The sequence below is a fragment of the Pseudomonas sp. NPDC078700 genome (assembly GCF_044542375.1).
GTDB lineage: Bacteria > Pseudomonadota > Gammaproteobacteria > Pseudomonadales > Pseudomonadaceae > Aquipseudomonas.
In genome coordinates this window covers 278989-291103 of the sequence record NZ_JBITUI010000004.1, presented here as the reverse complement: position 1 = coordinate 291103, position 12115 = coordinate 278989, and the positions used below count along the sequence as shown (strand labels likewise).

Genomic DNA, 12115 nt, shown 5'->3' with positions numbered 1-12115 from the left:
CCTGACACGAGGCTCCTGCATGCAGTATCGCGACCTGCGCGACTTTATCAGCGGCTTGGAAAAGCGCGGCGAACTCAAGCGTATCCAAACCCCGGTTTCTCCGGTGCTGGAGATGACTGAAATTTGTGACCGTACTCTGCGCAAGGCAGGGCCTGCGTTGCTGTTCGAGAATCCGACTGGGTTTGATATGCCAGTGCTCGGCAATTTGTTTGGCACGCCGCAGCGTGTGGCCTTGGGCATGGGCGCAGAAGCGGTCAGTGAGCTGCGTGAAATTGGCAAGCTGTTGGCGTTCCTCAAGGAACCTGAGCCGCCTAAAGGCCTGAAAGATGCCTGGGACAAGCTGCCGATTTACCGCAAAGTGTTGTCTATGGCCCCCAAGGTGCTGAAGGACGCACCTTGTCAGGAGGTGATTGAGGAGGGCGACGATGTCGACTTGACCAAGTTGCCAGTGCAAACCTGCTGGCCTGGTGATGTCGGCCCGCTGATCACGTGGGGGCTGACCATTACCAAGGGGCCGAATAAAGAGCGGCAGAACCTGGGAATTTACCGTCAGCAGGTGATTGGTCGCAATAAAGTCATCATGCGCTGGCTCAGCCACCGCGGTGGTGCCTTGGATTTCCGCGAGTGGTGCCAGAAGTACCCTGATCGTCCTTATCCGGTGGCGGTCGCCTTGGGCGCTGACCCGGCGACGATTCTAGGTGCAGTCACACCCGTGCCAGACAGCTTGTCTGAGTATGCTTTTGCGGGTTTGCTGCGGGGTAACAAAACCGAGCTGATCAAAGCCCGAGGCAGTGACCTGCAGGTGCCAGCCAGTGCTGAAATCGTCCTCGAAGGGGTGATTCATCCGGGTGAGATGGCCGATGAAGGCCCCTATGGCGACCACACCGGCTACTACAACGAAGTGGACAGCTTTCCGGTCTTTACGGTTGAGCGTATTACGCGTCGGCAGAAGCCGATTTATCACAGCACCTACACTGGCCGTCCACCGGATGAGCCCGCGATTTTAGGTGTGGCGCTCAATGAAGTCTTTGTACCGATTCTGCAAAAGCAGTTTCCGGAAATAACTGATTTCTACCTGCCGCCAGAAGGATGCTCCTATCGCATGGCGGTGGTGACCATGAAGAAGCAGTATCCAGGTCACGCCAAGCGCGTGATGCTCGGCGTCTGGTCCTTCCTGCGGCAGTTTATGTACACCAAGTTTGTCATCGTTACTGACGATGACGTCAATGCGCGTGATTGGAATGATGTGATCTGGGCGATCACCACGCGTATGGATCCGGCGCGTGACACCGTGATGATCGAGAATACCCCGATTGATTACCTCGACTTTGCCTCGCCAGTTTCTGGCCTGGGTTCAAAAATGGGCCTTGATGCAACCAATAAGTGGCCGGGCGAAACCACCCGCGAATGGGGTCGGGCAATTGTTCAGGATGATGCCGTCAAGCGTAAGGTTGATGAGATGTGGGCTGAGTTAGGGATCGATTGATGCTGCTCTTGAGTTGGAAGGCGTTATGAAAGTCATCTTGCAACCTTCGGGTGCTGAAGTTGAAGTGCTGCCAGGTGAACGTATTCTTGATGCTGCACGGCGTCAGGGGTTTGATTGTCCGCAAAGCTGTCGCAACGGCAACTGCCATATCTGTGCGGCGTTGTTAGTTGAAGGCCGGGTTAGTCAGAGTGGCGCGGAGATTGATCACGGCGAGCTGTTCACCTGTCTGGCCGAGCCGCTGGAGGATTGCATACTGCATTGGGATGGTGTGCTGGCACCGGGCGAGTTGCCTGTGCGCCAATTGTCATGTCAGGTGGTTAGCTGTGAAGAGGTCGGGGGCGATGTTTATCGCCTCTGCCTGCGTGCGCCTGCGGGCAAATTGCCGCGTTATCATGCGGGTCAGTATTTACTCTTGCAGCGTGCGGAAGATGACTTTGCGGCCTTCTCGCTGGCTTCAGCGCCCCATGCAGGGCGAGACCTTGAATTACATATTTTGGCCCGTGACGAGAGCACTCTGGCGCTGATCCGGCAGTTGCAGCAGCAAGACTTTGTGCGCGTGCAACTGCCATTTGGTGATACCCATTTGGCCGAGCTGCCTGAAGGGCCTTTGGTGTTGATCGCCGCAGGCACCGGTATGGCGCAGATGCACAGCTTAATTGAGCATTGTCGCGAAACGGGCTTCAAATACCCGGTGCATTTGTACTGGGGGGCTCGTAGCCCGGATGACTTCTATGATTTGCCGCATTGGGCCGACTGGCAGCGACTGGAAAATCTGACCCTGCACAAGGTGGTCAGTGATCAGTGTGGTTGGCAGGGGCGGTGTGGCTTGTTGCATGAGGCAGTCAGCGAGGATTTTAGCGATCTTAAATCGCTGCACGTCTATGCTAGCGGGTCGCCACCGATGGTTTACGGCACACTCGATGCGCTCGTTGAGGCGGGTATGGACGCGCACCAGATGCGCGCTGATGTGTTTGCTTACGCACCACGTGACTAGTGGCGCTGCACTGATGTGTTAGCACGCGCAGCCTCGGCTTTGAGCCCAAGGCTGCGCGAGTCATTAGCGGACCTGAACCACGACTTTACCCACAGCCTTGCGCTGGCCGAGCAGGTCAATTGCGTCGGCAGCTTTCTCCAGTGGGAATGTTTCGGAAACCAGTGGCTTGAGCTTACCTTCAGTGTGCCAGGCGAAAAGTTGCTGGAAGTTGGCCAGATTGTCCTGCGGCTGACGCTGGGCGAATGAGCCCCAGAATACGCCGACCACCGATGCACCTTTGAGCAGCATTAGGTTAACCGCTACTTCGGGGATACGGCCGCTGGCAAAGCCCACCACCAGCAAGCGACCATTCCAGGCAATGCTGCGCACGGCCAGGTCAAACAGATCACCGCCGACCGGATCGTAGATCACGTCTGCGCCTTGCCCGCCGGTAATACGTTTAACTTCTTCTTTGAGATTGCTTTCGCTGTAGTTGATCAGCTCATCCGCGCCGGCCGCCTTAGCCACTGCAAGTTTTTCAGCGCTACTGGCAGCGGCAATGACCTTGGCGCCCATTGCCTTGCCGATCTCAACCGCTGCCAGGCCGACGCCACCTGATGCACCGAGAACCAGCAAGGTTTCACCCGGCTGGATATTGGCGCGCTGTTTGAGCGCGTGCATCGACGTGCCATAGGTCATGCCGAACGCAGCTGCGCTGGGAAAATCCATCGACTTGGGGACTGGCATGACGTTGTAGCTGGGCACTGCGACCTGCTCGGCAAAGCTGCCCCAGCCGGTCAGTGCCATGACCCGATCACCGACCTTGAGGTGGCTGACTTTTTCTCCAACAGCGCTGACAACGCCGGAGGCCTCACCACCCGGAGAGAACGGGAAGGGTGGCTTGAACTGGTATTTGCCTTCGATGATCAGCGTGTCAGGGAAGTTGACGCCAGCACAGTGAACGTCGATAACCACTTCGTTTTTCTTCGCTTCAGGGTTAGCGGTTTCTTCTACAACCAGCGTTTGCGCTGGGCCAAAGGCTTTGCATAACACGGCTTTCATCGGGCGCATCCTTATTCAAGTTATGAGGCGCAGTGTAGAGTGCTGGTAAGTCGGGTCAACAAGCATGGCTGCCTGTAATGGTGCAGCATAAGCATTGTGCTTGGGGGCTGGCGTTGTAGTCGCTATGCTTGGCGCAACCGATACGGAGATTGAGTCCTGTGAAAGTCATACTCGCATTATTGATTGCCTTGTCCATGCCCCTGCATGCCATGGCCGAAGAAGCTGAAGCCGAAGGCGAGGCCGCAACGCCGAAAGTTGCCTATATAAACCTGACGCCGGCGCTTGTGGGTAACTTTGGTTCAGGGCCCAAGTTGAAGTTTTACAAGGCGGATGTTTCGCTGCGGGTTGCCGGGCCGGAGGCTGAGGCCAAAGTCACGCATCATGAACCTTTGATACGCAATCAACTGGTGATGCTGTTTTCTCAGCAAACCGAAGAGGGCTTGAGCGCGCCTGAAGCCAAAGAAAAATTGCGTGAAGAAGCCTTGAAGCAAGTCCAGCAGGTGCTGACTCAGGAGGAGGGTGAGCCCTTAGTCGAAGACTTGCTGTTCAATAACCTTATCTTGCAGCAATAGCCCAGATAGTTTCGCTAAGCGGCTTATGCCGGACGGGCTATGCAGGTGCGATTACGCCCTTCGTGCTTGGCTTGGTAGAGCGCCTGGTCGCTGCGCTCTATAAGGCTGTCAGGCAGGTCTTCGTTGCCAGCGGCGGTGCTGGCAATGCCAATGCTCAGGGTCAGTCTGCCAAATGGGCTGCTGAGATGTTTTATCCGCGCCTCATCCAGCTGCTGATGAAGTTGGGCGGCAATGTGGCTGGCGCCCTCGGCATCAGTATTGGCCAGGATAATCGCGAACTCTTCTCCGCCATAACGGTAGGCTGAGTCGCCTTCACGTTGCAGGCTGTTGTTCATGATCTTGGCGACATGGCGTAAGGCATCATCGCCGGCCAGGTGCCCGCGCTGATCGTTATAGGCTTTGAAGTAGTCAATATCGAGCATCATCAAGGTCAAGGGCGAGCCCGTTCGCTGCATGCGTCGCCATTCGCTCGCCAATTGACTGTCAAAATAGCGCCGGTTGAACAGCCCGGTTAAGCCATCTTGTTGCGACAAGGTTTGCAGTTGCGCCTCAAATTTCAGGCGTTCACTGTTATCGCGCGATACACAGATTAAATATTCGTGCTCATTGATCACCACGAGCTGGGCGCTGATTTCCGCCGGCTGCAGGCTGCCGTCGCGCCTGCGCAGCAGGTGCTGGGTCATTTGCGAGGTGTTTTCTTCTTGGGATTTGCGCACCTCACTGAGCCAATTGGCGAAATTAGGCAGTACGCGCTCGGGGTTCTCTTTGAATAATCCGGTGAACTCTTCCGCGCTGTAGCCTAGCGAGCGATAGGTGGCGCGATTTATATAGAGGATTTCGCGGCTATGCGGATTGACGATAAACAAGCCGTCTCGGCTTGCATCAGTCATGTCGATCACGAGCTGCAAGCGCTCGCGGCTTTCAATGAGCACATTTTCAACATACTCACGTTGAGATATTTCTTTATTCAGGCGTTTATTGCTGCTTTGTAAGTCGTTGGCCCGTTGATGGCTTTGCAAGGCCAGAGCCAAAGCCGCGACCAACAATGTACTGATGATCAAGCTGGCCATCAGAACAACGCTTGGCAGGGGGGTGCTCAGCTCATCGAGTAGCTTTTGGCTGGGTTTCAGGGTGATCGCGAAACTTTGGTTGTTGAGCAGGTGCAGGGCAATGACCTGTTCGAATTTACTCTTGGTGTTGGGTTGCTCGCGGCTGTAAATCGGCGTGTCGTTTTCCAACAGGTAGGCGCTGAAGTAATCACGATCAACTTCTGATAGCAGTTGGTCCATCAGTTGCTCGACTTTGAATACGCCTTGCAAAAAGCCATCGAAGACCCGCTGGCCTTGGTCATTATTGATATACAGCGGGGTGTACAGGACAAAGCCGCGTCCGCCCTGGACTAAGGCAAAACTATTGGAAAATTGCGAGGTGCCAGTGTTTCGTGCGCGCATGGCCACTGAATAGTTAGGGTGTTCGGGCTTGAGTACAAAGCTGAGCGCCGCTTCATTGCCGGTAATGGGCATGACCCAGCGCATGTGCAAATCAGGGCCGAGCCACTGAATGGATTGGTAAGCTTTGAAGTGCTCCAGGGAATACTGACTTTCAAGCTGCCATTCATCCCTCGGAATGCGCCCGCGATGGCTCCAGAGTTGGGCAATGCGGTACAGGTCGTCAACCTGATCGTGCAGGCTGCTTTGCAATCGTCTGGCAAGGTCTTTGGCTTGGAAACTAACCCGCTCAGCGATGGATTGCTGTTGGTCCTGAACCATCTGCCGCCAAATGGTCAGGCTGGCAAAATACAGCCCGATCAGAAGTACGGCTAAAGCAATTCGAGCTATCCATGTCTGTGGCAGGCGTTGCGCCATATAGCTGAGTCCGTTGTTATTGTGGGTTAACGCATTTGGAGAATTGCTTGCCAGTGGCTTTCCGATACTGGCATTACCGACAGGCGGCTGCCTTTTTGTACAAGGGGCAACTCCAGCAGTGCATGCTGTGCCTTCAGGTCACTGAGGCTAATCACCTGTTTGAAGGCTTCTACGAATTCGACATCAACTGCACTCCATGGGTTCTTCTCTGCAGTGGCTTTAGCATCGAAGTAATGGCTTTTTTTATCCAGTGCAGTCGGATCAGGATAGGCTTCGCGACTGATGCGGGCGATCCCGGCAATACCGGGCTCTGGGCAACTTGAGTGATAGAAAAACATCAAGTCTCCGGTTTTCATACTACGCATAAAGTTGCGTGCCTGATAATTACGCACCCCATCCCAGCGTGCAACCGTTAAGCGCTGCAGGTCATGAATTGAAAATTCATCGGGTTCGGATTTCATTAGCCAATTAGGCATGAACTTTGCTCCATCAATTGTGTCCTTAGGTCCATAAGGATACCTGCACAGAGGCAAATTGCAGGAACTGTCCAACAGTTGACCGTTGGGCACTTGCAATTGCCGAGCGCTCAACACAAGCAGACAATGCCAGCGCTTTTGTGGGTTTTAGCCTTTCGTAGTGATTTATATAAAAATGCCGCCGGATACACCGTGCGCAGATTGCCTCAAAGGGGGAGGCATTCAATGAGACGTAAACCAGATTTGTTGTGGGTGTTAGTGATTCTGTTTGGTTTGGGCGTGGTGACAACGGGGTATACCCAGAGTCTTTGGGACCGTCAGGCTGATACTTCCGTGAGTGAGTCGCAGCAGTCGTAGTCTCGGTATCGAACGGCGCTGCAGGATGCGGCGCAACTTGACTCTAGTGCCAGCCTTGATCCGTGACAGTCGCGTTCAGCGGCACATCCCAACTGGCCATGGCCAGCTTTTTGACCTGCTGGCATTCATGTGCAAGACCCAGAAGTGTCGGCTTGTGACAATTCTTGCGCCGTGCTCGGTAAGCCAGGCTGCGATCATAGAAGCCACCACCCATCCCGAGGCGTCCACCCTCGCGGTCAAAGCCGACCAGCGGTAGCAAAATTAAATCCAGGGCCCAGACTTTACGTTGGCGCGCAGGATTAGCCCGTGGCTCGGCAATGCCAAAACGGTTAGGGCGCAGTACATCCGTCGGCCGGATGCGCTGAAACACCATTTTGCTTCGTGGCCAGGCATTGAGCACTGGCAGGTAGGTCGCTTTGCCGCGTCGCTGTGCCGCACGCAACAGTAAGTGCGGGTCAATCTCACCATCATTGGGTAAATACAGGGCAATGTGTTTGGCGCGGCGGAATACCGGGTGCTGGGCAAGTTGTCTGTATAGGCCCTGTGCAGCACGGCGTTGTGCTGCAGGTGAGAGCGCGCGGCGAGCCTGACGTAATGTGCGGCGCAATTGTTTGCGGCTGAGAAGGGCTGGATCGAGCATGAGTAACGTCTGCTAGATCGCTTGGCGCCAAGGCTGGCAACAAGCGTCGAAATAGTGACTCCCCGACGTGCCGCTGTCGGTGTAGCCCTTGAACCCGAAAGTTCAAGGTGGAGGTTGAAGGAGGCGTTCAGGCTTTCCGTCGAGCGGACATGCACACCGGCCCCAACTTGCAACCCCCGGGGTTGTGCGTATCGGCTCAGGGACATGACCAACTGGCGCACACTCCAGGGAGCAGGAGCGAGTATACCTGAAAGCTTCGCGTTGATCAGCCCGGTTGGCCACCAACGTCATCAGCGAGCGCATTATCGACCCGTTGTAACAAGTCGCGTACGTGCTCGCGGGTCGATGAGGTCTGCTGATCCAGGTCGTTTTGCTTATGCAGCAATTCGTGGGTGATATTCAGTGCGGCCATCACCGCTACACGGTCGGCACCAATGACTTTGCCGCTGCTGCGAATCTCGCGCATTTTGGCATCCAGGTAGCGCGCAGCGCCCTCTAAATTGGCGCGTTCGTCCTGCGGACAGTTGATGCAATACTCTTTATCGAGGATCTGAACGTTTACGGTATTCGACTGTGTCATGAGTCCTGCTCCAGGGCTTTAAGGCGCGAAATCATTGATTCGACCTTATGCCGGGCCAATTCGTTCTTTTCAATCAGATGAGCGCGCTCCTCGCGCCACGTTTGCTCGTGTGCAATCAGTACTCGGTTCTGAGCCTTGAGCTGTTCGACGCGCTGGACAAGGAGTTCCAGTTTGCTCATCAGGGCTTGCAGATCGGCGTCTTCCATTGGGTCTCGCTAAGGCAAAGATTGATCGGGGGTAAGTCTGCATAAGCGTTTTCGTAACCCTAGGATATAGGCGTGATGCCGTTCGGGGTCAAACCGCACGTGCCAATATATGACCGGCTGGACATCCTGAGGGGCATGGCCAACTGTTGCAACACTCATCAGGCAAGCACCTTGATTACGCTAATCAGCAATTTGATCGCCGACTCAGCGTAGCGTTGATGGTCTTGGTGTACCTGCCAATGCTAGGATACTAAGCCTCTATTCTAGTGATTGCGCTGTCTAGCGCCTAGTAATCTATGCCAACTTCTAGCTCCCCTTATTCTGCATTCTCCGCGTTGCTGTCGAGCAACGGCTTTTCTATTTCGCCTGCCGAGCTGCAAGGCTTGCTGCTGGGCCGCAGTTGTGCGGGCGCGGGCTTCGAGGTCGACAGCTGGCTGGTCGATGCCGCTGAGTTGCTCGGTGCGGCCCCCGTTGATAACGTCCGACAGGCGCTGATTGGCCTGCAAGAAATGGTTAAAACCGAACTGACCGGTAGCGAAGTCACCGTGGTTTTGTTGCTGCCATCGGATGAGGCGCCGCTCAGTGAACGTGCTGCTGCGCTGGGTCAATGGTGTCAGGGTTTCCTTGGCGGCTTTGGTTTGGTCGCCGGTGATACCGCACTGAGCACCGAAGCGATGGAAGTGTTGCAAGACCTGTCGGCAATCGCCCAGGTACAGAACGCCTTGGAAGAATCCGAGGACGGTGAAAATGACTATATGGAAGTCATGGAATACCTGCGTGTAGCGCCGTTACTGTTATTTAGCGAGTTTGCCAAACCTGAAGCGCCAGCACCGAAGCCGTCGCTGCATTGAATTTAAGCCTCAACTAGCGGAATCCGTCAGCCATGATCAGCATCCCAAAGTCGGAATATGCCCGTCGGCGCAAGGCGCTGATGGCGCAGATGGAACCCAACAGCATCGCAATTTTGCCTGCTGCGCCGGTTTATATCCGTAACCGTGACGTCGAACACATCTTCCGTCAGGACAGCGACTTCCAATACCTTTCAGGTTTTCCTGAGCCTGAGGCGGTTATCGCGCTGATCCCCGGGCGCGAGCACGGCGAGTATGTATTGTTCTGCCGCGAGCGTGATCCTGAGCGTGAATTGTGGGATGGCCTGCGCGCTGGCCAGGACGGTGCGGTAAGCCGTTTTGGCGCGGATGACGCATTCCCAATCGGTGATATCGACGACATCCTGCCGGGGTTGATTGAGGGCCGAGAGCGGGTTTATTACTCGATGGGTACCAATCAAGAATTTGACCGTCACTTGATGGACTGGATCAATGTGATCCGTTCTAAAGCGCGCCAGGGTGCCCAGCCGCCCAATGAGTTTGTCGCGCTTAATCACTTGCTTCATGACATGCGCCTGTATAAGAGCGCAAATGAGGTCAAGGTGATGCGCGAAGCGGCGCAGATCTCGTCACGGGCTCATGTGCAGGCCATGCGCGTCAGTCGCCCAGGTTTATTTGAGTTTCACCTCGAAGCCGAACTGGATTACGAGTTCCGCAAGGGTGGGGCAAAAATGCCGGCCTACGGTTCTATCGTCGCGACAGGCAAGAATGCCTGTATTTTGCACTACCACGAGAACGATGCGCCGTTGAAGGACGGCGATCTGGTGCTGATTGATGCGGGTTGTGAGATCGACTGCTACGCCAGCGATATCACCCGCACATTTCCGGCTAATGGCAAGTTCTCTCCTGAGCAAAAGGCCATCTACGAGTTAGTGCTGGCTTCACAGGAAGCCGCATTCCTGGAGATTGGTCCAGGTAAACACTGGAATCAGGCGCACGAAGCCACCGTTCAAGTGATTACTGCAGGCTTGGTTGAGCTGGGGTTACTGGAAGGCGATGTTGATGAGTTGATCGCCAGCGAAGCCTACAAAGCTTTCTACATGCACCGTGCCGGTCACTGGCTGGGCATGGATGTGCACGATGTTGGCGACTACAAAGTCGGCGGCGAATGGCGTGTGCTGGAGGTTGGCATGGCAATGACGGTCGAGCCAGGCATCTACATTTCGCCGGACAATCAACAGGTCGCGAAAAAATGGCGTGGTATCGGCGTGCGTATTGAAGATGACGTCGTTGTCACCAAGTCAGGCTGTGAAATCCTCACCACAGGCGTGCCTAAAACAGTCGCTGAAATCGAGGCGCTGATGGCTGGCGCGCACCAAGTTGCCTGAGCCAACGCAGCGCGTCGAGCTGGCAATTATTGGCGGCGGCCTGGTCGGCGCAAGCTTGGCCCTGGCGTTGCAAGGTGCTGCGAAAGCGCGCGGCTGGCAGATTTGCCTGATTGAACCCTTTACGCCGGGTTCGGGTTATCAGCCCAGTTATGACGCCCGCTCCACCGCGCTGTCATTTGGATCGCAGCAAATCTATCAGCGTTTGGGTATCTGGCAGCAGATTGCCCGGCATGCTGAGCCGATTCAACACATCCATGTGTCTGACCGTGGGCGCTTTGCCGCTGCCCGCTTGAATGCCAAGGATGAGGGTGTACCTGCACTGGGCTACGTGGTTGAGAACGCCTGGATCGGCGAGTGCCTGTGGCAAGCGCTTGATCAGTCGGTTGTGAGCTGGCGCAGTCCAGCGCAAGTTACCCGCCTGGACGCGCTGGGTGATGGTTACCGGCTCACCCTGCAAGATGACTCGATACTCGATTGCGACCTGGCCATTCTGGCCGAGGGGGGGCGCTCCGGTTTGCGCGAGCAACTGGGCATCAACGTCAAGCAGACCCCCTATGACCAGAGTGCTTTGATTGCCAATGTGAGTACTCGTGATGCCCATGAAGGGCAAGCATTTGAACGTTTCACCGATGACGGCCCAATGGCGATGTTGCCGCTGGCAGGCAATCGCAGTGCGCTGGTCTGGACTCGGGAGACCGCTGATGCAGAGCGTTTGCTGAATTTGCCTGACGCTGCCTTTATTGCTGAGTTGCAGTCGGCCTTTGGTTATCGCCTTGGTGCAATCACTCAGGTTGGCGAGCGGCATTTGTATCCGCTGGCGCTGGTGGAAGCGCAAGAGCAAATTCGTCCGCACCTTGTTGTGCTTGGCAATGCCGCACACAGCCTGCACCCCATTGCCGGGCAGGGCTACAACCTGTCCTTGCGTGACACCATTGCTTTGGCTGATTGCCTGCTTGGCAGCGCAGCGCCCTTGGGTGATTTCACCACCTTGCAGGGCTATCTGCGCAGTCAGCAGCTTGATCAGCAGTTAACCGTGGGCTTCTCCGACCAAGTGACGCGGCTGTTCAGTTCTGGCGAGCCTTTGCGTGTGGCCGGTCGTAATCTAGGCCTGCTTGGGCTGGACCTGTTGCCACCGGCTAAACGCTGGTTTGCCCGTCAGGCCATGGGTATCGGTACGCGATCACAATCATGAGCCCAAATCCGAAAAAGCTAGCGCGCAAGGCGCGTTTTCTGCGCTGGGCCTTGAATTTCTATCCACCGTATCTGGGTGCGGGCATTCGTGTGCGGGCTATCGGGGCTGACTTCAAACATGTTCAGGTGAAGATGGGGTTGGGCTGGTATAACCGTAACTACGTCGGCACCCAGTTTGGTGGCAGTTTGTATTCGATGACAGATCCCTTCTATATGCTGATGCTGATGGAAAACCTCGGCAGGGAGTACATCGTTTGGGATAAAGCGGCGAATATCGATTTTATTGCGCCGGGCAAAGGTCCGGTATTTGCTGAGTTCAGCATTGATGATGGCCTGCTTGAAGACATTCGTGCGCGCACTGCAAGCGGTGATAAGTACTTGCCCGTGTTGCAGGTTGAGGTGCGTGACGGAGCAGGCACTTTGGTCGCCAAGGTGGACAAAACCTTGTACGTGCGGCTCAAGCCTCGCGCCAGAAAGGCTGCTTAAGGAATG

14 protein-coding genes and 1 other RNA gene are annotated in these 12115 nt (G+C 55.5%); 8 read left to right on the top strand and 7 right to left on the bottom strand.

Annotation, left to right across the window (positions count from 1 at the left end; genetic code table 11):
* The first annotated feature begins 19 nt into the window (after positions 1 to 19).
* The gene (gene ubiD, locus ACIGCM_RS15470; RefSeq protein WP_397502972.1) at positions 20 to 1486 is read left to right on the top strand and encodes a 4-hydroxy-3-polyprenylbenzoate decarboxylase; all 1467 of its coding nucleotides are present in this window, start codon (positions 20 to 22) and stop codon (positions 1484 to 1486) included.
* A 25-nt stretch (positions 1487 to 1511) separates the two neighbouring features.
* Positions 1512 to 2480, top strand: a complete 969-nt coding sequence (locus tag ACIGCM_RS15465) for a CDP-6-deoxy-delta-3,4-glucoseen reductase (RefSeq protein WP_397502971.1) — start codon at positions 1512 to 1514, stop codon at positions 2478 to 2480.
* A 63-nt stretch (positions 2481 to 2543) separates the two neighbouring features.
* On the opposite strand, the gene ACIGCM_RS15460 is transcribed toward ACIGCM_RS15465, so the two are convergent.
* A complete protein-coding gene (locus ACIGCM_RS15460; RefSeq protein ID WP_397502970.1) occupies positions 2544 to 3521 on the bottom strand; it encodes an NADPH:quinone oxidoreductase family protein in 978 nt (325 codons plus the stop codon).
* 194 nt (positions 3522 to 3715) lie between these two features.
* On the opposite strand from ACIGCM_RS15460, the gene ACIGCM_RS15455 reads away from it, so the two are divergent.
* A complete protein-coding gene (locus tag ACIGCM_RS15455) occupies positions 3716 to 4093 on the top strand; it encodes a flagellar basal body-associated protein FliL (protein ID WP_397503314.1) in 378 nt (125 codons plus the stop codon).
* A 23-nt stretch (positions 4094 to 4116) separates the two neighbouring features.
* Here ACIGCM_RS15455 and ACIGCM_RS15450 read toward each other — a convergent pair whose 3' ends face one another.
* Complete coding sequence (locus tag ACIGCM_RS15450) at positions 4117 to 5958, bottom strand: diguanylate cyclase (RefSeq protein ID WP_397502969.1); 1842 nt, start codon at positions 5956 to 5958, stop codon at positions 4117 to 4119.
* Positions 5959 to 5984: 26 nt separating this feature from the next.
* Positions 5985 to 6434: an EVE domain-containing protein gene (locus ACIGCM_RS15445; RefSeq protein WP_397502968.1), complete on the bottom strand. Its 450-nt coding sequence runs from the start codon at positions 6432 to 6434 to the stop codon at positions 5985 to 5987.
* Between the two features lie 225 nt (positions 6435 to 6659).
* Here ACIGCM_RS15445 and ACIGCM_RS15440 point away from each other — a divergent pair, with 225 nt between their 5' ends.
* A complete protein-coding gene (locus ACIGCM_RS15440; RefSeq protein ID WP_397502967.1) occupies positions 6660 to 6791 on the top strand; it encodes a hypothetical protein in 132 nt (43 codons plus the stop codon).
* A gap of 43 nt (positions 6792 to 6834) precedes the next feature.
* Here ACIGCM_RS15440 and ACIGCM_RS15435 read toward each other — a convergent pair whose 3' ends face one another.
* The 4 genes from ACIGCM_RS15435 to ACIGCM_RS15420 form a co-directional block, all read right to left on the bottom strand.
* Positions 6835 to 7431 carry a 5-formyltetrahydrofolate cyclo-ligase gene (locus ACIGCM_RS15435; RefSeq protein ID WP_397502966.1) on the bottom strand — a complete coding sequence of 199 codons (597 nt, stop codon included), beginning with the start codon at positions 7429 to 7431 and terminating at the stop codon, positions 6835 to 6837.
* A gap of 55 nt (positions 7432 to 7486) precedes the next feature.
* A non-coding RNA gene (gene ssrS, locus ACIGCM_RS15430) (6S RNA) lies at positions 7487 to 7665 on the bottom strand.
* A gap of 31 nt (positions 7666 to 7696) precedes the next feature.
* A complete protein-coding gene (locus ACIGCM_RS15425; protein ID WP_397502965.1) occupies positions 7697 to 8011 on the bottom strand; it encodes a cell division protein ZapA in 315 nt (104 codons plus the stop codon).
* On the bottom strand, positions 8008 to 8217 hold the full coding sequence (locus tag ACIGCM_RS15420; protein WP_397502964.1) for a TIGR02449 family protein: 210 nt from the start codon (positions 8215 to 8217) through the stop codon (positions 8008 to 8010). The genes ACIGCM_RS15425 and ACIGCM_RS15420 overlap by 4 nt, the downstream gene beginning before the upstream one ends.
* A 296-nt stretch (positions 8218 to 8513) precedes the next feature.
* Between ACIGCM_RS15420 and ACIGCM_RS15415 the strand changes: the two genes are divergently transcribed.
* The 4 genes from ACIGCM_RS15415 to ACIGCM_RS15400 are packed head-to-tail and all read left to right on the top strand — an operon-like array spanning position 8514 to position 12109.
* Positions 8514 to 9068 (top strand): YecA family protein, encoded by a 555-nt coding sequence (locus tag ACIGCM_RS15415; protein WP_397502963.1) that lies wholly within the window; start codon positions 8514 to 8516, stop codon positions 9066 to 9068.
* Positions 9069 to 9100: 32 nt separating this feature from the next.
* Complete coding sequence (pepP, locus tag ACIGCM_RS15410) at positions 9101 to 10432, top strand: Xaa-Pro aminopeptidase (RefSeq protein WP_397502962.1); 1332 nt, start codon at positions 9101 to 9103, stop codon at positions 10430 to 10432.
* Positions 10425 to 11624: a 2-octaprenyl-6-methoxyphenyl hydroxylase gene (gene ubiH, locus ACIGCM_RS15405; RefSeq protein ID WP_397502961.1), complete on the top strand. Its 1200-nt coding sequence runs from the start codon at positions 10425 to 10427 to the stop codon at positions 11622 to 11624. Before pepP ends, ubiH begins: the two co-directional genes overlap by 8 nt.
* Positions 11621 to 12109: a DUF4442 domain-containing protein gene (locus ACIGCM_RS15400; protein WP_397502960.1), complete on the top strand. Its 489-nt coding sequence runs from the start codon at positions 11621 to 11623 to the stop codon at positions 12107 to 12109. The genes ubiH and ACIGCM_RS15400 overlap by 4 nt, the downstream gene beginning before the upstream one ends.
* Positions 12110 to 12115 lie beyond the last annotated feature (6 nt).

Coding starts and splice junctions, on each gene's coding strand:
- ACIGCM_RS15400 (WP_397502960.1), top strand. CDS start 11,621: ATGAGCCCAAATCCGAAAAAGCTAGCGCGCAAGGCGCGTTTTCTGCGC.
- ACIGCM_RS15435 (WP_397502966.1), bottom strand. CDS start 7,431: ATGCTCGATCCAGCCCTTCTCAGCCGCAAACAATTGCGCCGCACATTA.
- ubiD (WP_397502972.1), top strand. CDS start 20: ATGCAGTATCGCGACCTGCGCGACTTTATCAGCGGCTTGGAAAAGCGC.
- ACIGCM_RS15445 (WP_397502968.1), bottom strand. CDS start 6,434: ATGCCTAATTGGCTAATGAAATCCGAACCCGATGAATTTTCAATTCAT.
- ACIGCM_RS15420 (WP_397502964.1), bottom strand. CDS start 8,217: ATGGAAGACGCCGATCTGCAAGCCCTGATGAGCAAACTGGAACTCCTT.
- ACIGCM_RS15465 (WP_397502971.1), top strand. CDS start 1,512: ATGAAAGTCATCTTGCAACCTTCGGGTGCTGAAGTTGAAGTGCTGCCA.
- pepP (WP_397502962.1), top strand. CDS start 9,101: ATGATCAGCATCCCAAAGTCGGAATATGCCCGTCGGCGCAAGGCGCTG.
- ACIGCM_RS15460 (WP_397502970.1), bottom strand. CDS start 3,521: ATGAAAGCCGTGTTATGCAAAGCCTTTGGCCCAGCGCAAACGCTGGTT.
- ACIGCM_RS15455 (WP_397503314.1), top strand. CDS start 3,716: ATGCCCCTGCATGCCATGGCCGAAGAAGCTGAAGCCGAAGGCGAGGCC.
- ACIGCM_RS15425 (WP_397502965.1), bottom strand. CDS start 8,011: ATGACACAGTCGAATACCGTAAACGTTCAGATCCTCGATAAAGAGTAT.
- ACIGCM_RS15415 (WP_397502963.1), top strand. CDS start 8,514: ATGCCAACTTCTAGCTCCCCTTATTCTGCATTCTCCGCGTTGCTGTCG.
- ACIGCM_RS15450 (WP_397502969.1), bottom strand. CDS start 5,958: ATGGCGCAACGCCTGCCACAGACATGGATAGCTCGAATTGCTTTAGCC.
- ACIGCM_RS15440 (WP_397502967.1), top strand. CDS start 6,660: ATGAGACGTAAACCAGATTTGTTGTGGGTGTTAGTGATTCTGTTTGGT.